At 70.0% G+C, this 19,707-nt stretch carries 19 protein-coding genes and 1 pseudogene; 9 read left to right on the top strand and 11 right to left on the bottom strand.

The features are described 5' to 3' along the window. Positions 1 to 56 precede the first annotated feature (56 nt). The 6 genes from AC2W7C_RS02195 to AC2W7C_RS02170 all read right to left on the bottom strand — a co-directional run bounded on the left by AC2W7C_RS02195 (position 57) and on the right by AC2W7C_RS02170 (position 2,769). Positions 57 to 485: a hypothetical protein gene (locus AC2W7C_RS02195; RefSeq protein WP_485999973.1), complete on the bottom strand. Its 429-nt coding sequence runs from the start codon at positions 483 to 485 to the stop codon at positions 57 to 59. A gap of 45 nt (positions 486 to 530) precedes the next feature. Then, positions 531 to 959, bottom strand: coding sequence for a hypothetical protein (locus AC2W7C_RS02190; protein ID WP_485999972.1), 429 nt, complete (start codon positions 957 to 959; stop codon positions 531 to 533). Between the two features lie 88 nt (positions 960 to 1,047). Then, entirely contained in the window at positions 1,048 to 1,392 is a 345-nt protein-coding gene (locus tag AC2W7C_RS02185) for a hypothetical protein (RefSeq protein WP_485999971.1), read from the bottom strand. A 37-nt stretch (positions 1,393 to 1,429) separates the two neighbouring features. After that, positions 1,430 to 1,831 (bottom strand): hypothetical protein, encoded by a 402-nt coding sequence (locus AC2W7C_RS02180; protein ID WP_485999970.1) that lies wholly within the window; start codon positions 1,829 to 1,831, stop codon positions 1,430 to 1,432. A 66-nt stretch (positions 1,832 to 1,897) separates the two neighbouring features. Further along, entirely contained in the window at positions 1,898 to 2,296 is a 399-nt protein-coding gene (locus AC2W7C_RS02175) for a PaaI family thioesterase (protein ID WP_485999969.1), read from the bottom strand. Continuing rightward, complete coding sequence (locus AC2W7C_RS02170) at positions 2,293 to 2,769, bottom strand: PaaI family thioesterase (RefSeq protein WP_485999968.1); 477 nt, start codon at positions 2,767 to 2,769, stop codon at positions 2,293 to 2,295. The genes AC2W7C_RS02175 and AC2W7C_RS02170 overlap by 4 nt, the downstream gene beginning before the upstream one ends. A gap of 93 nt (positions 2,770 to 2,862) precedes the next feature. On the opposite strand from AC2W7C_RS02170, the gene AC2W7C_RS02165 reads away from it, so the two are divergent. Then, on the top strand, positions 2,863 to 3,909 hold the full coding sequence (locus tag AC2W7C_RS02165; protein WP_485999967.1) for a ligase-associated DNA damage response exonuclease: 1,047 nt from the start codon (positions 2,863 to 2,865) through the stop codon (positions 3,907 to 3,909). On the opposite strand, the gene AC2W7C_RS02160 is transcribed toward AC2W7C_RS02165, so the two are convergent. Beyond that, entirely contained in the window at positions 3,883 to 5,505 is a 1,623-nt protein-coding gene (locus tag AC2W7C_RS02160; protein ID WP_485999966.1) for a response regulator, read from the bottom strand. The two genes, AC2W7C_RS02165 and AC2W7C_RS02160, sit on opposite strands and share 27 nt — an antisense overlap. Positions 5,506 to 5,706: 201 nt before the next feature. Between AC2W7C_RS02160 and queC the strand changes: the two genes are divergently transcribed. Genes queC through AC2W7C_RS02145 form a run of 3 tightly spaced genes read left to right on the top strand, consistent with a single transcriptional unit; the run spans position 5,707 to position 7,438 of the window. Next, the gene (gene queC / locus AC2W7C_RS02155) at positions 5,707 to 6,438 is read left to right on the top strand and encodes a 7-cyano-7-deazaguanine synthase QueC (RefSeq protein WP_485999965.1); all 732 of its coding nucleotides are present in this window, start codon (positions 5,707 to 5,709) and stop codon (positions 6,436 to 6,438) included. Next, positions 6,435 to 7,070 carry a 7-carboxy-7-deazaguanine synthase gene (gene queE / locus AC2W7C_RS02150; protein ID WP_485999964.1) on the top strand — a complete coding sequence of 212 codons (636 nt, stop codon included), beginning with the start codon at positions 6,435 to 6,437 and terminating at the stop codon, positions 7,068 to 7,070. The genes queC and queE overlap by 4 nt, the downstream gene beginning before the upstream one ends. Then, entirely contained in the window at positions 7,070 to 7,438 is a 369-nt protein-coding gene (locus tag AC2W7C_RS02145) for a 6-pyruvoyl trahydropterin synthase family protein (RefSeq protein WP_485999963.1), read from the top strand. The genes queE and AC2W7C_RS02145 overlap by 1 nt, the downstream gene beginning before the upstream one ends. Positions 7,439 to 7,445: 7 nt before the next feature. Here the strand turns inward: AC2W7C_RS02145 and AC2W7C_RS02140 are convergent, their stop codons facing one another. Next, positions 7,446 to 7,706 carry a hypothetical protein gene (locus tag AC2W7C_RS02140; protein WP_485999962.1) on the bottom strand — a complete coding sequence of 87 codons (261 nt, stop codon included), beginning with the start codon at positions 7,704 to 7,706 and terminating at the stop codon, positions 7,446 to 7,448. Between the two features lie 288 nt (positions 7,707 to 7,994). Continuing rightward, positions 7,995 to 11,303 (bottom strand): autotransporter outer membrane beta-barrel domain-containing protein, encoded by a 3,309-nt coding sequence (locus AC2W7C_RS02135; RefSeq protein WP_485999961.1) that lies wholly within the window; start codon positions 11,301 to 11,303, stop codon positions 7,995 to 7,997. Positions 11,304 to 11,504: 201 nt separating this feature from the next. On the opposite strand from AC2W7C_RS02135, the gene AC2W7C_RS02130 reads away from it, so the two are divergent. The 5 genes from AC2W7C_RS02130 (at position 11,505) to AC2W7C_RS02110 (ending at position 16,164) form a co-directional block, all read left to right on the top strand. Then, on the top strand, positions 11,505 to 12,404 hold the full coding sequence (locus AC2W7C_RS02130) for an SPFH domain-containing protein (RefSeq protein WP_485999960.1): 900 nt from the start codon (positions 11,505 to 11,507) through the stop codon (positions 12,402 to 12,404). A 4-nt stretch (positions 12,405 to 12,408) separates the two neighbouring features. Then, on the top strand, positions 12,409 to 12,594 hold the full coding sequence (locus AC2W7C_RS02125; protein ID WP_485999959.1) for a type II toxin-antitoxin system antitoxin: 186 nt from the start codon (positions 12,409 to 12,411) through the stop codon (positions 12,592 to 12,594). Between the two features lie 47 nt (positions 12,595 to 12,641). Then, complete coding sequence (locus AC2W7C_RS02120) at positions 12,642 to 13,979, top strand: glycosyltransferase (RefSeq protein ID WP_485999958.1); 1,338 nt, start codon at positions 12,642 to 12,644, stop codon at positions 13,977 to 13,979. A gap of 208 nt (positions 13,980 to 14,187) precedes the next feature. After that, complete coding sequence (locus tag AC2W7C_RS02115) at positions 14,188 to 14,703, top strand: SixA phosphatase family protein (protein ID WP_485999957.1); 516 nt, start codon at positions 14,188 to 14,190, stop codon at positions 14,701 to 14,703. A 69-nt stretch (positions 14,704 to 14,772) separates the two neighbouring features. Then, positions 14,773 to 16,164 (top strand): MATE family efflux transporter, encoded by a 1,392-nt coding sequence (locus tag AC2W7C_RS02110; RefSeq protein ID WP_485999956.1) that lies wholly within the window; start codon positions 14,773 to 14,775, stop codon positions 16,162 to 16,164. A gap of 6 nt (positions 16,165 to 16,170) precedes the next feature. On the opposite strand, the gene AC2W7C_RS02105 is transcribed toward AC2W7C_RS02110, so the two are convergent. Further along, the gene (locus tag AC2W7C_RS02105) at positions 16,171 to 17,505 is read right to left on the bottom strand and encodes a serine hydrolase (protein WP_485999974.1); all 1,335 of its coding nucleotides are present in this window, start codon (positions 17,503 to 17,505) and stop codon (positions 16,171 to 16,173) included. Between the two features lie 210 nt (positions 17,506 to 17,715). Then, a pseudogene (parE, locus tag AC2W7C_RS02100) lies at positions 17,716 to 19,676 on the bottom strand (DNA topoisomerase IV subunit B). Between the last annotated feature and the right edge of the window lie 31 nt (positions 19,677 to 19,707).

Here is a 19,707-nt window from a genome sequence, read left to right as displayed (position 1 = left end):
GGCGAGTGCGAGGCTCAGGCGGCGTCGCCGAATCCGGCCGGAGGGCGGCACGGGATTTACTCCAGCCCGGCGGCGCGCCGGTCGCTCCACGCGCGGAAGGTCCCGGCCGCCAGCGCCAGCACCACGCCGTAGCTGGCCAGGTTGATCACCGCATAGAAGGCCGCCAGCGCCGGCCTGACGTCGATCAGCGTCAGCAGGTGGATCATCACCACAAGCCCTTGCAAGGCGCAGGCCCAGACCGGCCAGGCCCGGCGGCTCTTCCACGCCAAGCCGGCGTAGACCGCGGTCATCAGGCCGTCGATCGCGATCAGTCCCCACTGGGGGCCGGACAGCGCGCCTTTGTCCTGGATCAGCAGCGAGGCGAACAGGGCCAGCAGATAGGCGCCCGCGCCGATGCGCTCCGGCTCGTCGCCCTTCAGGAAGGCGAAGCCGCCGACCAGCACGACGATCCCGAAGCCGACCTGCGAAGCGAGGGTGTCAAACATCGCCGAGTGCCACGGCCGGGGGCGGCGCGCGCGGGGTCATCGGTCTTACTCCAGTCCAGCGGCGCGCCGGTCCTGCCAGGCCCAGAAGGCGCCGACAGCCAAGGCGCCCAGGACGCCGTAGGTCGCCAGGTTGTTGACGGCCGCGAAGGCGTCAGCGGGCGGCTTCAGATTGGCCAGCAGCAGGATGTGGCCCGTGACGATCAGGCTCAGGAAGGCCGAGGCCCAGATGGGCCAGGCGCGCCGGCTCTTCCACGCCAGCCCGGCGAAGACAGCCAACAGGATCAGATCGATGCCCATCCGGGCCCACTGGACCACCCCCAGGCCCTTGCCGTCAGAGATCAGCATGGAGGCGAGCGAGGTCAGCACGAAGGCCGCTCCGCCGATGCGCTCGGGCTCGTCCCCCTTCAGGAAGACGAAGATGAGGACGAGGATCGCGATCGCCGCGCCGATCTGCGGGTAGATGGTGTCAAACACAGAATCGCCCCCGTGCCGCAAAGCATGGGGGCGACAATGCCTGAAGTCAGAGGGCGCGGAAATGTCCGGCCCTCGACATTACCTCGAATTAAACCGCGCGGAGACGGTGCTCGCCGGTGGTGTCCGGACGCTGCTCGCCCTGGCCCTTGTTGTCGAAGCCGATGGCGTAGGTGCCCCAGCCCAGACGGCGGTGATCCTTGGCCAGTTCGTCGTGGCAGGTCACCATGGCCTGACGGGCGGCGCTCAGGGCCGCGATGGCCTCGAGAGCCTTGGTCTGGGCTTCGGCGCCCATCACCGGCGAAATATTGAGCGCGGCGCGCGTGCCGATGAGCGACTGCACGAGGGTGGTCGCCTGGGCGATCGCCTGATCCACCGCCTTTTCGGTCGCATTGAGGTCGCCGGCGACGCTGGCGATGACTGCAGCCTTATCCATGAGAAGCCTCCGAACTGAACAGATATCGCGGCCTTTATCATATATTAGGGCTGTCCGGTAGGGATTTGTTAGTCGTATTCGTCAGCGCTTTATTAACCGTTTGGACCTCGGCCGGATTCGGAGACACGCCGGAGGGCGGCGGATCGCCGGGCTTGTCGAGGGGGCCCACCGCAAGGGTGTCCAGGCCCATCTTGCGGGCGAGGGCGGCCAGGGTGTTGTGGGTCTGCACCAGATGCGAACGGGCCTCGGCCAGGGCGCTGATGCTGGCGGCGGCGCCGTCGAAGGCGCGTTGGCCCGCCACGGCGGACAAATAGGCGTCGGCCCGCGCCGACGGCAGGGCGGCGGCGAGCGTCGCGGTTTCCGATAGCGCCTGATCGACCGCGGCCTCGGCCGCGTAGAGACGGGCGGCCAGCGCCTCGCCGATGGATTGCCTGGTCATGTGAGGTTCCTCTCCGGGCGTCGCTTCGCCCGGCGGAAATCAACCATAACGAGAAATTAAATACAACTATAAGTCATGTTCGGCGACCAGGAAGTGGGCGCTCAGGGTCGCGATCGGGTGGTCCTCGTCGTCCTGCCAGGCGTCGGCCTGGACATGGGCCACGCGGCGGCCGGCCTTGCTGATCCGCGCCCGGGCGTGCACGTCGACCGGACGTCCAGAGCGCAGATAGGCGACCGTCACATTGATCGGGCGCGGCAGCTTGAGCCGCGGGTAGAGCAGGGCGACCTGGGCGACCGCCGTCAGCTCCAGCATCGCGGCCGTCGATCCGCCGTGCAGCGCCGGCAGCACCGGATTCCCGATCAGTTTGGGCGCGAACGGCATGGTCGCCGTCAGCACCTCCCCTTCGCGGCGGGCGGTCAGGCCCAGGAAGCGGGCGTAGGGCAGGGCGTCGAACAGCTCGCTCATGCGCCGCCCTCCGTCCGCGGCTTCGGATCGACGCCGGCGCCGCGCGCGCCGTTGGAGGTCAGCATGTAGGCGCTCTGGGCGGCCGCCACCGGGTCGTCGGGATGGTCCTCGAACGCCCAGGCCCGGACGAAGGCGATCGACCGGGTCAGGCGGTAGCAACGCGCCTCGGCGATCAGGTCCCGCCGGGGGCGGGCGGCGCGCATGTAGTCCACCCGCAGATCCAGGGTCGCGATGGGCTCGAACCGATCCAGCGCCACCCACACGGCCATCCCGCCGACGTGGTCCAGCAGGGTGGTCACCAGCCCGCCGGCCAGCACTCCGGTCTCCGGGTCGCCGACCAGGTCCTCGCGCCACGGCGCGCGCAGGCGAACCCGGTCGCCCTCCAGGCCGTCGTAGGCGAAACCCAGCGCCGTGGTGTGGGCGGCGGCCGAGGCGAGCTGGGGCAGGAGGGCGGTCAGGGGCGAGGCGGACATCTTCCTGCTATCGGCCGGGAGCCCGGTTGAGCGCAAGCGCGCGCCATGCGTTCCTGTCCCGCGTCCTTTCAGGACCGGGAGACGAACCGCCGCATGATCCGCTTCGAGGACCTGCTCAGGCCCACCCCGGCTGGCCTCTACTGCCCGCCCGGCGACTTCTACGTCGATCCGGTGGCGCCCGTGGACCGGGCGGTGATCACCCACGGCCACGCCGATCACGCTCGTCCGGGTCACGGCGCTGTCCTGGCCACGCCCCAGACCCTGGCGATCATGGCCGAGCGCTACGGCGAGGATTTCGCCGGTCGCCGCCAGCCCTCGGGCTACGGCGAGACCGCGTCCCACGGTGGCGTCGAGATCGTCCTGGTCCCCGCCGGCCACGTCCTGGGCTCGGCCCAGGCGGTGATCCGCTGGAAGGGCCTGACCATGGTGGTCTCCGGCGACTACAAGCGCCGCCGCGATCCGACCTGCCGCCCTTTTGAGCCCGTGCCGTGCGACGTCTTCATCTCGGAGGCGACGTTCGGCCTGCCGGTCTTCGTGCACCCGCCCGACGCCGACGAAATCGCCCGCCTGGTCCGCTCCCTGAGCCAGTTCCCCGACCGCGCCCACCTGGTCGGCGCCTATGCGTTAGGGAAGGCTCAGCGGGTCATCCGCCTGCTGCGCGAGGCGGGCTGGGATCGCCCGGTCTACGTCCATGGCGCGCTGGACCGGCTGAACCGGCTGTATGCACGCGAAGGCGTCGATCTGGGCCCGCTGGCGCCCGCCACCGGCCTGAAGGGCGACGCCCTGGCCGGCGAGGTGATCTTGGCCCCGCCCTCGGCCACGCGGGACCGCTGGGCGCGGCGCTTCGCCGATCCGGTGACGGCCTTCGCCTCGGGCTGGATGGGCGTTCGCGCCCGGGCGCGGCAGCGCGGGGTGGAGCTGCCCCTGGTCCTGTCCGACCACGCCGACTGGCCAGAACTGACCGCCACCTTCCGCGAGCTGAAGCCGGCCGAGGTCTGGATCACCCACGGGCGGGAGGAGGGATTGTTGCGCTGGTGCGAGTTGAACGGCCAGCCCGCCCGCGCCCTCAGGTTGGTCGGCTACGACGAGGAGGACGAGGAGGCAGGGGCCGAGCTAGCCCGCCCGGCGGACGTCGCTTGAACCGCCCGGGGAGGCGGCCGACGACTGCTCCAGGGCTGCGTTCATCGCCATGCGCAGCCGCTCGGGCTTGATCGGCTTCTCGACCACGGCGGCCATGCCGATCGACAGGTATTTCCGGGCGTCCTCCGGATCGGCGTTGGCCGTCAGGGCGACGATCGGGATCGAGCGCACGGGGCCGTCCAGGGCGCGGATGGCCTGGGTCGCCTGGACCCCGTCCATGCGCGGCATCTTGATGTCCATCAGGACCAGATCGAAGCGGCGCTCCTGCACCGCTTCCAGGGCCTCGACGCCGTCCTCGGCCGTCTCCGAGGTGCAGCCGAACATTTCGCAAAGCGCCTGGGCGACGACCCGGTTGGTGGCGTTGTCGTCCACGATCAGGATGTGCGGCGTCTCGTGGATGTCGAAGTCGGTCAGGTTCTCGACGTTCGAAGCGGCGGCCGAGCGCGCCTCGGCGCGCGCCGCCTGCAGGTCGAAGGCGAAGGTCGCGCCCCGGCCCGGATTGTTCTCGGCCCAGATGCGGCCGCCCATCCGGTCGACGATCTGCCGGCAGATCGACAGGCCCAGGCCGGCGCCGTCGGGGCCGGACCCGTGCACGAACGGCTCGAAGATCAGGTCGACGCGATCGGCGTCGATGCCCGGCCCGTCGTCGCGGATGCGGGCCTCCAGCCGGATGCGGTCGCCGTGGGCGGTCGCCTTCAAGCTGGCCTCGACCACGCCGTTGCGGGCGAATTTCAAGGCGTTGCCGATCAGGTTGTTGAACACCTGCTTCAGCCGCATGCCGTCGATCACGGCCGCCAGTTCGGTGTCGCCCTCGTAGCCGACCATCAGGCTGACGTTGTCCTGCGAGGCGCGCGGAGCCCACATCGCCTGGACGTCGTCCATCAGGGCGCGCAGGGGCGTGGGTTCGCTCTGCAGCTCCAGCTCGCCGGCCTCGGCGCGCGACAGGTCCAGCGCGTCCTGCAGAATGCGCAGCAGGGTCTCGGAGGATTCCACGATGGTCGCGACGTGGGCCTGGGCCTGCTTGTTCAGCGGCTGGCGGCGCAACAGCTCGGCCACCGCCAGCACACCGTTCATCGGCGTGCGCAGCTCGTGGCTCATGATCGCCAGGAACTGGCTCTTGGCGCGGGCGGCGGCCAGCGCCTGGGTGCGGGTGTCGGTGAGCACGCGGGCTTGGTCGGCCAGCTCGGCGTTCTGCTGGCGCTGGCGGTCGTTGACCGCCTGCAGCAGGGACACGGCCGTGCCCACGCCGTGATACCGGCCCTCGCGGGTGACGATGAAGCCGCGCATCAGCGCGCCGGGCCCGCCCTTCAGCAGGGTGTCGCAGAAGGCGTCGATGCTGACCCCCGCCTCGACGATCGCGGGTTCGGCGTCCATCAGGTGCACCACCGGGCGGCGGGCGTAGAGGGCGTGGCCGAAGGCGCCGGCGATCTTGAGCAGGAAGGCGTTGCGCTCGATCAGGCCGACCGGACGCGTGCCTTCGACGACGGGGATGACCAGGGTGTCCGGCTCGCGTTCGAAACGCGCGAAGACGTCGCTTCCCGGCGTCTGGGGCGATATCGCCTCGGCGCGCTCTGTAAGGGCTTCGATCGTCGGCATGCCGGCCGGAACTCCACTGGGACCGGTGGACAGTTAAAGCGGAACCGTTTGCGGAAGGGTTAAGGTGAAAGTCGCCGTTTTTGCGCCGCTTTTGCCCCGCCGCGCGTGCTGGTGTAGAAGGCCTGCCCCGCCTCCGGACCTCCGGAACGGCTCCATCTCTTTGTGCATGCGCGCGGCCGACCGGCCGACCGCAGGTTTGTCATGAGCGAAATCGGCCAGAACACCGCCACGACCTCCGCCCTCGTCCTGTTCTCGGGCGGGCAGGACAGCGCCACCTGCCTGGCCTGGGCGCTGGAACGCTTCGACCGGGTCGAGACCGTCGGCTTCGACTACGGCCAGCGGCACGCGGTCGAGATGCAGGCCCGCCTGGACGTCCGTGCGGGCATGGCCGAGGTGTTGCCGCAGTGGGCCGGCCGGCTGGGGCCCGACCACGTGGTGGACCTCACCGGGTACGGAAAGATCGCCGAGAGCGCCTTGACCGCCGAGCGGGCCATCGAGATGGACGCGCGCGGCCTGCCCACCACCTTCGTGCCGGGCCGCAACCTGGTCTTCCTGACCTGCGCCGCCGCCCTGGCCGACCGCCGGGGGCTGGAGGTGCTGGTCGGCGGCATGTGCGAGACCGACTACTCCGGCTATCCCGACTGCCGCAACGACACCATCCAGGCCATGGCCCGCGCCCTCAGCCTGGGCCTGGACAAGCCGGTGGTGATCGAGACGCCGCTGATGGCCCTGACCAAGGCCGAGACCTGGGCGCTGGCCGACCGCATCGGTGGAGACGCCCTGGTCGAGCTGATCGTCGAGGCCAGCCACACCTGCTATCTGGGCGACCGCGAGCACCGCCACCCCTGGGGCTACGGCTGCGGCGAGTGCCCGGCCTGCGAACTGCGCGCCGCCGGTTATCAGGAATGGGCGGCCCCCAGCGTGCCGGCATGACCTATTCCGCCAAGGAGGTCTTCCTGACGGTGCAGGGCGAGGGCGGCCAAGCCGGCCGGCCGGCCGTCTTCCTGCGCTTCGCCGGCTGCAACCTTTGGAACGGATTGGAGCGGGACCGCGCCCAGGCGGTCTGCACCTTCTGCGACACCGACTTCGTCGGGACCGACGGAGACGGCGGCGGCAAGTTCCAGACGGCCGAGACCCTGGCCGACCACGTCGCCTCGATGTGGCGGGGCAGGGCGGGGGACCCCCGACTGGTGGTCTGCACCGGCGGCGAGCCCTTGTTGCAACTGGACCCGCCGCTGATCGCGGCGCTGCACGCCCGCGGCTTCGAGATCGCCATCGAATCCAACGGCACGCTCCAGGCGCCGGAAGGCGTCGACTGGATCTGCGTCAGCCCCAAGGCCGACGCTCCCGTCGTCCAGACCTCGGGTCAGGAGCTGAAGCTGGTCTTCCCGCAGGAGAAGGCCATGCCAGACCGGTTTGAGGCGCTCGATTTCGAGCGCTTCTGGCTCCAGCCCATGGACGGCCCAGACCGTGAGGCCAATACGGCCGCGGCCATCGACTACTGCCTGACGCACCCGCAATGGCGGCTCAGCGTCCAGACCCACAAATACATCGGCGTCCGCTAATGCCCGTCTTCGAGATCACCAAACAGGCCACCTTCGACGCGGCCCACCATTTCCCCAACGAACCCGAGGGCAGCATCTACCGCCGCGTCCACGGCCATTCGTTCACGGTCGAGGCGACGGTGCGTTCCGAGGTGCTGGACGCCGAGCATGGCTGGGTCGCCGATCTGGGCGCGCTGGACCGGGCTCTGAAGGCCTGCGCGGAACAGCTGGACCACGGCATGCTCAACGCGCACGAGGGGCTGGAGCTGCCGTCCCTGGAGAACCTGTGCCTATGGTTCGCCGCCCAGCTGAAACCCGAGTGGCCGGGCCTGTGCCGCATCCAGGTCGCGCGCCCGACGATCAACGAGCGCTGCGTCCTGAGCCTGTGACGGCCGTCTAGCAGTCGCGGCCCTGGCGCTGGCGCTGCTCGCAGCGGCGCTGCTCCCGCTCATGGGCGCGCTGCTCGCGCTCGCGCTTGGCGCGGGTCTCCTCGTCCGAGGTGGTGACGGCGTCCACGCCGGCTCCGACGACCGAGGCTCCGGCGCCGACCACGGCCGCCCCGGTCCCGACCACGGCGCCCACCAGGCATCCCTGCAGCATCAGGGCGCCCGCCAGAAGAACGGACAGGGCGGCGGTCTTGCGGATGGCGCTGGACATGGCGTGATCTCCCGACGGCTCAGGGTTAACCGCCAATGGTGAACGCAGTCTGACGCCGGTCCGCGGCCAAAGCGGGGCGCGTCCGGCGTTGATGTCGGCCTCGTCCCGCCCTAGAAGCTGCCTTCGCTTCGGACGGGCGGCTAGCTCAGCTGGTCAGAGCACCTCGTTACACCGGAGGGGGTCGGGGCTTCGAACCCTCGCGCCCACCATCCGGCCCAGACAGCCCCGGACGGGCGCGAAAAAGGGGCCGCGGATCGCTCCACGGCCCCGTTTCCTTGGTCCGGCGGCTTAGAACCGGAAGCTGGCCCGCAGGAACAGCATGTAGCGCACGTAGTCCTCCAGCAGCTCCGCGTCGGCGCTGACCGACAGCATGCCCAGTTCGTTGCCGACGTTCATCCGGAAGCCGATGATCGGCCCACCGCCCTCGATGGTCTCGGGGGTCAGCCTGAAGTCCGGGCCGCCCGAGCGGAAGCGGGCGATGGTTTCGCCCGGATCGACCGAGATGTTCTGGCGCCAGCCCAGGCGCAGCTCGGGCCGCAGCCAGCTGTCCTGGCCCATGGCCATGCCGATGTTGACCGCCGCGGTAGCCGAGAACAGGTGGCCGTCGCGGTCGTCGATCTCCAGATCGAAGCCGTCGCCGCCGCCGGTCTCGACGTGGCCGTCCTCGCTCAGCGAGAAGTACTCGGCGTAGACCTCGGGGCGGATGCTGAACCGGCCGAAGTTGCGCTCGTAGGACGCGCCCGCGGCCGCCGACAGGGTCAGGCCGTTCCAGTCCGAGGTGCTGGTCAGGTTCAGGCCGCCGCCCACCAGGCGGCGTTCGGATTCGAAGGTGGCGTAACCCGCGGCGGCGCGCGCCCAGGTCGTCCAGTACTGGCCCTGGGCCCGCCAGTATAGGCCCAGCTCCAGCAGGTTCGCCGACAGAACCTCTTCGGCCTCGGATTCGGGATCTTCCAGATCCGACGAGGTGAAGGCGACCGAGAGGCCCAGAGCGCCCAGGCCCGTGCCACGTTCGACGCCGCCGGCCACGCCGAAGCCTTCCGAGCGGAACCCGTAGGTGTCGGTCTTCTCCTTGTCGGCGTAGAAGTTGATCTCCTGCACCCAGGCGCTGGTCTCGCCCGGCGCGGCCGAGGCGTTGCGGCCGGTCAGGGCGCGCGTCACGGCGTCCACGCCCGACGACAGCGACATCAGCGGGCCACCCGAATGCTCGGGCAGCAGCTGTTCGTACAGGTTGAAGAAGTCGTCCCGGCTCAGTTGGCTCAGGAAGGCCGCGCGCACGTCCGCGTCGCGGCTCAGGGCGCTGTAGAAGGCGTCGTACATCGACGCCTCCGAGGCGATCATGCCGGCTTCCGCGGTCGTGCGCTGGCGCACGTCGGCGTAGACGACGCCGTTGGCCGCGTCCACGCCGCCTTCGACCACGTACAGATAGGGCGAGTTCTTCTCGAAGGACGTCATGTCCAGCTGACCGACGTTCAGCGTTCCGGCGTCGATCAGGTTGAACCGGCTCGGCGCGGTCAGCAGCGATTCGAAGCGCACGCCCAGGCCCGCGCCGGTGGCCAGGTTGGCCGTGCCGGTGACGTTGAAGCCCCCGGTCCTGTTGTTGGTCGGATCGACCGTGACGATCAGGTCGCCGTCGGCGCCGACGTTCAGGTCGGTGATCGTCTGGGTGCTGGTCTGGCGGGCGTCGAGGGTCCCCTTGGTGACGTTGATCGTCAGGGCGCCGTCGCTGTCGCTGACCGCGCCGCGCACCACCGCCCCGCCGGTGATGTCCAGCCGGTCGGCGCCCGCGCCGAACGACATGTCGCCGGTGACCACGCCGTTGCGGATGTCCATCAGGTCGGCGCCCGAGCCGAACTTGATGTCGCCGTTGATGACCGGCTCGTTGCTGTCGGTGACGCCGTCGCCGTCGGTGTCCGGGTCGCTCGACGAAGGCGTGCTGGCCACGCCGTTCTGGGTCAGGGTCACGCCGGTGGTGTTGGCCGATACGTCGATGGCGGTCCTGGTCCCGGTGATCGGGTCGCCGTCCTCGTTGGCGATGACGTTGGTCTGGATCGTCTTGGTGTTGGTGATCGAGGTCAGCGTGCCGCTGAGGTCCAGCAGGGCGGTGGTGTCGGAGACGCCGCCGCCGGCCGAGGCCAGGATCGTGCCGTTGTTGACGAGGCTGGTCACGTTGGCGCCGGCTTCGATCCGGATCGCGGTGGCCTGCGAATTGGTGTCCCCGCCCGCCACGCCGGCGCTGATGGTGCCGGTGTTGACGAGGGTGGGCGTGGTGGTGCCCTGGCCGATGCGGATCGCGGTGGCGTCGGCCTCGAGGCCCGCGGCGGCGATGGTGCCCTCGTTGCGGATGCCGCCGGCGATCGTCACGGCGTGGCCGGCGCCGCCGCCGGTCTGCACGGCGACGGCGTCGAAGCCCTTGTACAGGCCCTGGGCGGTGACCTGGCCGCGGTTGATGAAGCCGTACGCCGCATCGCCCGTTCCCGCGACGCCCAGGTTGACCGACTGGGTGGCCGAGCCGATCTGAATCGCGGGCGCCGAGCCGAAGCTGCTGATCGTCGCCGTCGTCTCGTTGACGTCGGGGACGCCGTCGCCGTCGCGGTCGGTGTCGTCGCGGTTCTTGACGCCGTCGCCGTCGTCGTCCTCGTCGCCGTTCTTGACGCCGTCGCCGTCGTCGTCGCCCTCGATGCCGGCGGCCGAATAGGCCGGGGCCCGGTCCAGGATCACGCCGGCTCCGACGTTGGCCCCGATCCGCACGGCCGGACCGCCGACCAGCAGGTCGTCGGGATCCAGTTCGTCCACGAACACGAAATCGTCGTCGTTCTCCGGCGTTTCGACATAGCCTTCCGGCCGAACGGGAAGCGCGGTGGTGTAGCGGAAACCGCTGGCCGTGATGGCGCCGCCGATCGCCACGCGTCCGCCGACGTTGCCGTCCAGGGCGACGCCGACCGCATTTTCGCCGCGGGCGCTGATGCTGCCCGTCAGCTCGACATCCCCGCTGATCGCGCCGGTCGTATGGACGCCGTAGCTGTTGTTGCCGACGACGTTGATCGTGCCGAAGGATTCCAGGTGGCCCGTCAGCGGGGCCTCGACCGAGATGCCCGCCGAGTTGTTGCCGTCGACCGTGATCCTGCCGGCGCCTTCCAGGCGGATGTTGCCGACGACAGGGGCGGCGCCGACCACGCGCACGCCGTACCGGTCCGAACCGTTGGCCCACGGGCCGTCGATGTCGCCGTCGTTGTCGGTGTCCGTGTCCGTGTCGCTGGTGATGTCGTCGGCGACGGTGATCGATCCGCCGATCGTGACGTTGGCCGTATTGCCCCCGTTCACCAGCAGGCCGGTCGAGCCGCTGGCCGAGTTGAGCATCGTGATCTGGCCGCCGGTGTCGATGGTGACGTTGTGACTGGAGTTGACGGTCACGCCGACGCCGCTGGCCACGTTGACCGCGCCCCCGCTGGCGATGCGGATGGTGTCCGGCCCCGAGCCGGTGGCCGTGGACGTGGTGATCGGCGTCGTGCGCGCCGTCGAGATCACCACCTCGGCCATGGCGCCGGAAGCCGTCAGCAGGGGAGCGATCGCCACCGCGGTCGCGAGCAGAATACGCATTCGGAATTAAACCCCTGTGGACAGACGCGCAGAGACGCGGGCGATCCTCTAACAGGGACCGCGCCAGCATGCCTCAAGTTTCTCGAATTTGAGGCGAATGCAAGGCCGAACCCGTCCGGGCGGCCGCATTCGTCAAGCGGGAGTATTGCCAAACATGAAAGCGAAGTGATATCACTTTCATATCGATCCAGGAGGGAGATCATGACCGAAGCCGCCACCGTCCATACCCGATCCGCCGAGCGTCCGGCCTCGACCGCCAACGGCATTCTGATGCTGTTGGTGGGACTGGTCCTCATGGTCGGAGGTCCCGTCCTGATCGCTCAGGACCCGGATGGCGTCCTGCGAATCGTCGTCGGCGTCCTCGCGGCCGTCGTGGGCCTGTTCCTGCTCTGCGGCCTGTACTCGCTGCAGCCCAACGAGGCCGTGGCCATCCTGCTGTTCGGCGACTATCGCGGCACGGACCGCAAGACCGGCCTGCGCTGGGTTCTGCCGTGGTACAGCCGCAAGAAGATCAGCCTGCGGGTCCGCAACCTGACCTCTGACAAGCTGAAGGTGAACGACAAGCGGGGCAGCCCGATCGAGATCGCCGCCAACGTCGTCTGGCGGGTCGAGGATTCGGCCCAGGCCCTGTTCGACGTCGACGACTACCAGGCGTTCGTGAACATCCAGGTCGACACCGCGCTGCGCGACATCACCTCCCACTACGCCTACGACCATGGCGAGGAGGGCGATGCGCCCGAGATGACGCTGCGTTCGGACGCCGAGGACGTCGCCGCCCGGCTGCGGGACGAACTGGTCCAGCGGGTCAAGGTCGCCGGCGTCGCCGTCGATGAGGCTCGCCTGGCCCACCTGGCCTATGCGCCCGAGATCGCCGGCGCGATGCTGAAGCGGCAGCAGGCCGAGGCCGTCCTGGCCGCCCGACGCCTGATCGTGAAGGGCGCCGTCGGTATGGTCGAGGCCGCGCTGGCCGACCTCAACGACCGCGGCGTCGTCGACCTGGACGAGGACCGCAAGGCGGCCATGGTCTCCAACCTGCTCGTCGTGCTGTGCGCCGACCGCGAGGCCCAGCCCGTGGTCAACACCGGCACCCTGTACGGCTGATCCGATGGCGGGCAAGCCCAGGAAACCCTTCCTGATGCGCGCTTCGCCCGGCGTGATGGCGGCGGTCGAGAAATTGGCCGCCGCCGAGCTGCGTTCCGTCAACGCCCAGGTCGAGGTGCTCCTGCGCGAGGCCTTGTCGCGGCGGGGTGTTCCGACCTCTGAGGATCCATCCTCGGCTAAGGACGCTTGAGCTTTGCCCGGCCCGAGAGTACGGCCGCGCTCATGGTGAAGTCGCATATGTCCCGGGTCCGCAAGGCCCGCCGCATCCAGAAGCGGGTCCGGCGCGTTGGAGCAGCCAACATCAGCGCCGCGGAGGCCGAACTGATGAGCTTGGCGGGACTGGAGGTCCAGGAGGGCGAACTCCGCCTGATTCCCGGCTGGGACGAGGAGGTCTCCGAAACCCTCAAGGCCACCAAGAAGGCGGGCGAAGACGAACGGCCCCGCTTGGTCGACACCACCATGCTCTACGCTCCGCGCTCGGGAGGGGTGAAGCGCTACCTGCTGTCCAAGAAGGCATGGCTCGAGCAGAACCGGCCGGGCGTCGCCCACTCGCTGGTCGTCCCCGGCCAGCACCACAAGGCCGGCGCGGACGGCATCGTCCAACTGCACGCCACCAAGCTGCCCTTCGGCGACGGCTACCGCTGGCCCACCTCGGTGCGCCGCTGGGGCGCCTGGGTCGCGTCCCTTAACCCCTCGATCATCGAGGCCGGCGATCCCTACACCCCCGGCCAGGGCGCGCTCGAGGCCGGGCAGCGCGCCGGCTGCCCCGTGGTCGGCTTCTGCCATTCCGACCCCGCCGGCCTGGCCGCGCTCCACTTCGGGGAATGGGCCAAGAAGCCGGTCGAGAAGCGCTGGGCCAGGCTGTTCGGCCAGTTCGACCGCGTGGTCTCTCCGAGCCGCTACATCGCGCGGCGCCTGGAGGAGGCCGGCATCCGCGACATCGTCATCCAGCCGCTGGGCGTCGAGGTCGACACCTTCCGCCCCGACCGCCGGGACAGGGACTGGCTGCTGAAGAAGCTGAACCTTCCGGCCTCGGCCCGTCTGCTGGTCTTCGCCGGCCGTCCCGCGCGCGAGAAGAACATCGACGTCCTGATCGAGGCCGTCCAGAAGCTGGGCGATCCCTACCACCTGATCCTGATCGGGGCGGGGCAAGGGCTGCCGGCGGAGGAGCGGGTCATCTCGCTGCCCTACGAAGCCAATCCCAAGGCGGTGTCCAAGATCATCGCCAGCTGCGACGCCTTCGTGCACGCCAACGACAAGGAGCCGTTCGGCCTGATCGTGCTGGAGGCCATGGCCTGCGGCCGTCCGGTGGTCGGCGTCAACGCCGGCGGGGTCAAGGAGACGGTCGACAACAGCGTCGGCCAGCTGGCCGCGGCCGCCGAACCGGGGGTCTACGCCCAGGCCATCGAGGCCCTGTTCGCCCGCGACATCGAGGCCCTAGGCGCCGCCGCCCGGATCAGGGCGGTCGAGCGCTTCGCCTGGAACCGGGTGTTCGAGGACCTGTGCATGACCTACGCCGACGTCAGCGGAAAGCGCGCCTTCGTCGAGCCCCGCGGAGAGTGGGCCGAGCACTAGGGCCGAGCGCCATTTGGTCGATGATCTCCGTCATGGCCGGGCCTGTCCCGGCCATCCATGACCGCGAAGCGCGCCCGGTGATCTCGATCCCGACCTGTCGTGTTCTTGGATTCCCGTCACAAGGCCGGGAATGACGTGGGTGTGGAGTGCGCGCCCCTCGACACTGAACCTCCGTCGGATCAGTCTGCTGGAAAACGGGGACCCGCCGATGAAACGCCTTCTGTTCGCGACCGCGCTGTCGCTTCTGTTCGCCACGGCCGCCTCGGCCCAGACGGTCTACATCGTCCGCCATGCGGAAAAGGCCGACGCCAGCGCCGATCCGGGCCTGTCGACGGCGGGCGAGGCGAGGGCGCAGGCCTTGTCCGCCGCCCTGGCCGACGCTCATCCGACGGTCATCCTGACCAGTCCGCTGCAGCGCACCCGCCTGACCGCCGCACCGACCGCCGCCTATCACTCCGCGACGCCCGAGGCCGTGTCGCTGGACGGTGGAGGCGCCGCGCACGTCGCGGCGACCGTGGCCCGGATTCGAGCCCTGCCCGACGACGCGGTCGTCTTGGTCATCGGCCACAGCAACACCGTGCCGCTCATCGCCCGCGCCCTGGGCTACGCCGACGCCGCCGACATGCCGGAATGCGAGTACGATCGCCTGACGGTGCTCCATCTGAACGGCGACGCGGCCCATGGCCAGGTCAGCCGCTACGGCGAGCCGGCGGCCTGCCCTTGAATTACCCGGGTAATATTGACGGACGCTTTTTGCCCGGGTAAATCGGCCGCCGTTCGGCATGGATGGGCCATGCGCGGCGCGGACGCGTTCGAGATGCAGCACGATCTGACCCAGGGTTCGATCAGCCGGCATTTGATCGGCATGGCCGCCTTCATCGGCATGGGCCTGCTGTTTCAGACCCTCTACTATCTGATCGATCTGTATTTCGTGGCCGGAGTGGGCCCGGACGCCTTGGCCGGCGTGGGTCTGGCGGGGGTGGCCTTCTTCCTGGCCATGGCCGCCGCCCAGATGGTCGGCGTCGGCGCCCTGTCGCTGATCGCGCGGTCGATCGGCGCCCGGGACTTCGCCCAGGTCGATGGCGTCTATCGCCAGTCGATGTTGCTGTCGCTCGGTCTGGCGGCCCTGGCCCTGGCCGTCGGCTACGGCCTGGGCGGCCACGCGATCCGGGCGGTCGCGGCCGACCCGGAAACGGCTCGGCACGGGACCGCCTATCTCCACGGCTTCCTGCCCGCCCTGGCCCTGATGTTCCCGACCGGGGCGATGGCGGCGGCGCTCAGGGCGGGGGGCGTGGTGCGGCCGACGATGCTGGTCCAGTCCGCGACCGTGGCCCTGAACGCCTTGCTGGCGCCGATCCTGATCGCCGGCTGGGGCACGGGCCGACCGCTCGAGGCCTTCGGCGCCGGCTTGGCGACCTCCATCGCCGCCCTGGCGGGTTTCGCGGCGACGGCCTGGCTGTTCGGCCGTGTCCAAACCCTGATGTCGGCCCCGCTGCGGCTGGCGCCGCCGGACAGGCTCATGATCGGCCGCATCGTCGGGATCGGCCTGCCCTCGGGGGCCGAATTCCTGCTGATGTTCGTCACCATGAGCGTGACTTACGGCCTGATCCGCCATTTCGGCGCCGAGGCCCAGGCCGGGTTCGGTGTCGGGTCGCGCGTCATGCAGGCGATCTTCCTGCCGGCGATGGCCGTCTCCTTCGCCGTCGCTCCGGTGGCGGGCCAGAATTTCGGCGCGGGCCTGCCGGAGCGGGTGCGCCGCACCGTGCGCGACGCGGCGGTCATGAGCTCGGTCCTGATGGCCGTCCTGACCGCGCTCTGTCTGTGGGAGGCCCGCTGGCTGGTCGCGCCCTTCACCCCGGACCCGGCGACCGCCGAGGTCGCGGCGACCTATCTGCGCATCGTTTCGCTGAACTTCGTGGCCACCGGCCTGATCTTCACCGCCTCCGGGACCTTCCAGGCGCTGGGCGACACCCGCCCGGCGCTGGCGGGCAGCCTGCTGCGCCTCGTGGTCTTCGTCGGCGGCGCGACCTGGATCTCGGCCCAGCCCTGGGCGCGGCTGGAGCACATCTGGTGGATGGCGGCGGCCGCGGCCCTGGTCCACGCGGTCGTCGTCCTGGCGCTCCTCGCCCGTCAATTGAAGGCCAAGCTGGCGGGACTTCACACCCCGACCGCGCCCCGCGGCTGAGCGAGTTCAGCCCGCTTCCAGGCTCGCCAGGCGGCGCTTGGCGGCCTCATTGGCCGGGTCCAGGGCGACCGCGCGGCGGTAGTGATCCTTCGCCCCCGGCGCGTCCCCGGCGATCTCCAGCGCATAGGCCAGGTTCTCCTCCGCCCCGCTGCTCTCCGGATACAGGCCGACGGCCAGATCGAAGACGGCGATCGCCTCGCGCGGCTGGGCGTTGCGCAGCAGCCGATAGCCCCAGTCGGTCAGCTCGCCGCGGGGGAAGGTCAGCCCAGGGTCGGCCTGGCGCACCGACTGCAGCACCCCGGGTCCGTCCTGGAAATCGTTCGCCTGCAGCGCGGCCCGCAGCCGGGTCGTTCCGGGCAGCTTGAATCCGGGGACGTATTCGGCCGCCACCTGGTCCAGCAACTGCTCGGGCGAGGCGCCGGAAAGGTTGGTCAGGATCACCACGGCCAGGTCGTCGTCCGGATAGACGGCGAAGGCTCCGCGATTTCCGCCCTCCTGTCCCACCCACCGGTTGGCGGCCCGCTCGCCGGCGGCCCACCCCAGGGCCCGATGGGTGCGTTCGCCGTCGGCCAGCGTCGCCGGCGTCCACAGCGTCGGCAGGGAGGCCCGGTCGATCAGCCGCCCCGCCTCCAGGGCGACGATCCAGCGCGCCAGGTCCGTCGCCGATCCCTCGGCGCCCGCCGCGGTGCGCATGAACGGCGTGAACTCCACGTCCGCCGAAACCAGGTCGCCCGGGCTGGTGCGGGTGGGCCGCTCGTAGCGATACGAGCGCGCCTTGCCTTCCGCCCAGTCGCGCTTGTCGCCGAAACCGGTGCCGGTCATGTCGGCGGGGACGAACTGCCGGTCCTTGAAGACCTCCACGAAGGGCCGGCCTTCCAGCCGGTCGATGATCTTGCCCAGCAGGACGTAGTTGGTCTGGTTGTAGCTCGACCGCTCGCCGGGCTTGGCCGCCATCGGCAGGCCGCGGACCCGGACCCAGGCGGCGTCCTCTCCGCCATCCCCGATCAGCGCCCCGGTCTGGGGATCGACGATGTCGGGCAGGCCCGACGTATGGGTCAGCAGTTGATGGACGGTCACCCCGCGCCAAGCGTCGGGCAGGTCGTCCAGATAGCTCGCGATCGGCGCCGACAGGTTCAGCTTCCCGGCTTCGACCAGTTGCATGCAGGCGACGCCGGTGAAGACCTTGGTCATCGAGTTGAAGGGGAAGATCGTCCGGGCGGTGACCGGCGATCCGGTCTCGACGTCGGCTACGCCCCACGCGCCCGTGAAGACGATCCGGCCGCCCTGCACGACCGCGACCTGCAGTCCGGGAATGCGCCGTCGCCGCATCTCGTCGGCCAGAAGCGCCCGGACGCCTCGTCCGGCCGTCGCTCTGCCAGGCCGTCGCCGCCGCCGCCATGTCCTGCGGGGCCGCGGGTGCCGGTTCGGCCGTCGCGAGCGCCAGCGCCGCCGCCATCACGTGCAGAGTCATCGAAGCTCTCCAAACCGCCAAGCTTGGAGCTATTCATACAACGCCGGATGGCGAAAGCTGGGCGGCCGGCGGACCGCGCGTCAGACGTCCAGGTCGGCCACCGCGAACCGGGCGTTGTCCTGGATGAACTGGTAGCGAGCCTCGGCCTTCTTGCCCATCAGCCGCTCGACCAGGTCCTCGATCTCGGCCTCGTTCTCCGGCAGTTCGACCCGCGCCAGGGTGCGCTTTTTCGGGTCCATGGTGGTCTCCTTCAGCTGGGAGGCCATCATCTCGCCCAGGCCCTTGAACCGGCCGATCTCGACCTTCTTGCCCTTGAAGGTCGTCGCCAGCAGCTCGTCCCTGTGGGCGTCGTCGCGGGCGTATTCCGACAGGGCGCCGGCCTGGATCCGGTAGAGGGGGGGCAGGGCCATGAACAGCCGGCCCTGACGGATCGTCTCGGGCATCGAGCGGTAGAAGAAGGTGATCAGCAGCGCGGCGATGTGAGCCCCGTCGACGTCGGCGTCGGTCATGATGACGATGCGCTCGTAGCGCAGGTCCTCGATGTTGAACCGGCTGCCCGGCTGCACCCCCAGGGCCAGCGCCAGGTCCGACAGCTCGACGTTGGCGCGCAGCTTGTCCGCCGTCGCCGAGGCCACGTTCAGGATCTTGCCTCGCAGCGGCAGGATGGCCTGGGTGTTGCGGTCGCGCGCCTGCTTGGCCGAGCCGCCGGCCGAGTCGCCCTCGACGATGAACAGCTCGGTCCCTTCCGCCGCCTGGCGGGTGCAGTCGGCCAGCTTGCCGGGAAGGCGCAGCTTGCGCGTCGCGGCGGCCCGCTGGACCTCCTTGTCCTTGCGCCGCCGAAGCCGGTCCTCGGCCCGCTCGATGATGAAGCCCAGCAGGCTGTTGGCCTGCTTCGGGCTCTCGGTCAGCCAGTGGTCCAGCGGGTCGCGCAGCAACTGCTCGACCAGGCGCGCGCCTCGGGCGAGGACAGCCGGTCCTTGGTCTGGCCCTGGAATTCCGGATTGCGGATGAAGACGCTGATCAGGGCGCCGGCGTTGGCGATCACGTCCTCGGCGGTGATCAATCCCGCGCGCTTCTCGCCGGTTAGCTCGCCATAGGCCTTCAGTCCCTTGACCAGGGCGGCGCGGAAGCCCGCCTCGTGCGTGCCGCCGTCGGGCGTCGACACGGTGTTGCAGTACGAGCTGACGAAGCCGTCCGCCTCGCCGAAGCCGATCGGCGACCAGGTCACGGCCCATTCCACCGCGCCGGCCTCGCCCTTGCGCTCCACACGGCCGGCGAAGGTCGGGGTCACGGTCTCCAGCTCGCCGATCCGCTCGGCCAGCGCGTCCGCCAGACCGCCGGGGAAGTGCAGCAGGGCGGTTTCGGGGGTGGCGTCCGTGATCCGTTCGGGCGCGCAGGTCCATCTGATCTCGACGCCGCGGAACAAATAGGCCTTCGACCGCGCCATGCGGAACAGCCGCGCCGGCTTGAACGCCGCGCCGACGCCGAAGATCTCCTCGTCCGGATGGAAGCGGATCAGCGTCCCCTTCTTCTTGGACGGGCCGACCTGCTGGATCGGCCCCAGGACATGGCCCTTGGAGAAGGACTGCCGCCACTCGAAGCCGTCGCGCCAGACGGTGACGTCCAGATGGTCCGACAGGGCGTTGACCACCGAGACGCCGACGCCGTGCAGGCCGCCCGAGGTCTCATAGGCCTTGCCCGAGAACTTGCCGCCCGAGTGCAGGACGGTCATCACGACCTCCAGCGCCGACTTGCCCGGATGTTTGGGGTGCGGGTCGACGGGGATGCCCCGGCCGTCGTCGAACACCGACAGGAAGCCGTCGGCGTCGAGATCGACCCGAATCTGCTTGGCGTGGCGGGCCACCGCCTCGTCCATGGCGTTGTCCAGCACCTCGGCGAACAGGTGGTGCAGCGCCCGCTCGTCGGTGCCGCCGATGTACATGCCGGGCCGCTTGCGGACGGGCTCCAGCCCCTCCAGCACCTCGATCGAGCTGGCCGAGTAGCCGGTCGCCGCCGCCAGCGGGGCGGGCGGAGGGGACATCCGCCGGCTTCGGCGCGGGGGGCCGGCTCGG

This window comes from Brevundimonas sp. CURTG3B2_SDJG, from assembly GCF_057364705.1.
This window is presented reverse-complemented; position numbering and strand designations above follow the sequence as displayed.

Excerpts from the sequence above, each read along its gene's own strand:
- AC2W7C_RS02195 (WP_485999973.1), bottom strand. The coding sequence starts at position 485 with ATGTTTGACACCCTCGCTTCGCAGGTCGGCTTCGGGATCGTCGTGCTG.
- AC2W7C_RS02185 (WP_485999971.1), bottom strand. The coding sequence starts at position 1,392 with ATGGATAAGGCTGCAGTCATCGCCAGCGTCGCCGGCGACCTCAATGCG.
- AC2W7C_RS02180 (WP_485999970.1), bottom strand. The coding sequence starts at position 1,831 with ATGACCAGGCAATCCATCGGCGAGGCGCTGGCCGCCCGTCTCTACGCG.
- AC2W7C_RS02175 (WP_485999969.1), bottom strand. The coding sequence starts at position 2,296 with ATGAGCGAGCTGTTCGACGCCCTGCCCTACGCCCGCTTCCTGGGCCTG.
- AC2W7C_RS02170 (WP_485999968.1), bottom strand. The coding sequence starts at position 2,769 with ATGTCCGCCTCGCCCCTGACCGCCCTCCTGCCCCAGCTCGCCTCGGCC.
- AC2W7C_RS02165 (WP_485999967.1), top strand. The coding sequence starts at position 2,863 with ATGATCCGCTTCGAGGACCTGCTCAGGCCCACCCCGGCTGGCCTCTAC.
- AC2W7C_RS02160 (WP_485999966.1), bottom strand. The coding sequence starts at position 5,505 with ATGCCGACGATCGAAGCCCTTACAGAGCGCGCCGAGGCGATATCGCCC.
- queC (WP_485999965.1), top strand. The coding sequence starts at position 5,707 with ATGAGCGAAATCGGCCAGAACACCGCCACGACCTCCGCCCTCGTCCTG.
- queE (WP_485999964.1), top strand. The coding sequence starts at position 6,435 with ATGACCTATTCCGCCAAGGAGGTCTTCCTGACGGTGCAGGGCGAGGGC.
- AC2W7C_RS02145 (WP_485999963.1), top strand. The coding sequence starts at position 7,070 with ATGCCCGTCTTCGAGATCACCAAACAGGCCACCTTCGACGCGGCCCAC.
- AC2W7C_RS02140 (WP_485999962.1), bottom strand. The coding sequence starts at position 7,706 with ATGTCCAGCGCCATCCGCAAGACCGCCGCCCTGTCCGTTCTTCTGGCG.
- AC2W7C_RS02135 (WP_485999961.1), bottom strand. The coding sequence starts at position 11,303 with ATGCGTATTCTGCTCGCGACCGCGGTGGCGATCGCTCCCCTGCTGACG.
- AC2W7C_RS02130 (WP_485999960.1), top strand. The coding sequence starts at position 11,505 with ATGACCGAAGCCGCCACCGTCCATACCCGATCCGCCGAGCGTCCGGCC.
- AC2W7C_RS02125 (WP_485999959.1), top strand. The coding sequence starts at position 12,409 with ATGGCGGGCAAGCCCAGGAAACCCTTCCTGATGCGCGCTTCGCCCGGC.
- AC2W7C_RS02120 (WP_485999958.1), top strand. The coding sequence starts at position 12,642 with ATGTCCCGGGTCCGCAAGGCCCGCCGCATCCAGAAGCGGGTCCGGCGC.
- AC2W7C_RS02115 (WP_485999957.1), top strand. The coding sequence starts at position 14,188 with ATGAAACGCCTTCTGTTCGCGACCGCGCTGTCGCTTCTGTTCGCCACG.
- AC2W7C_RS02110 (WP_485999956.1), top strand. The coding sequence starts at position 14,773 with ATGCGCGGCGCGGACGCGTTCGAGATGCAGCACGATCTGACCCAGGGT.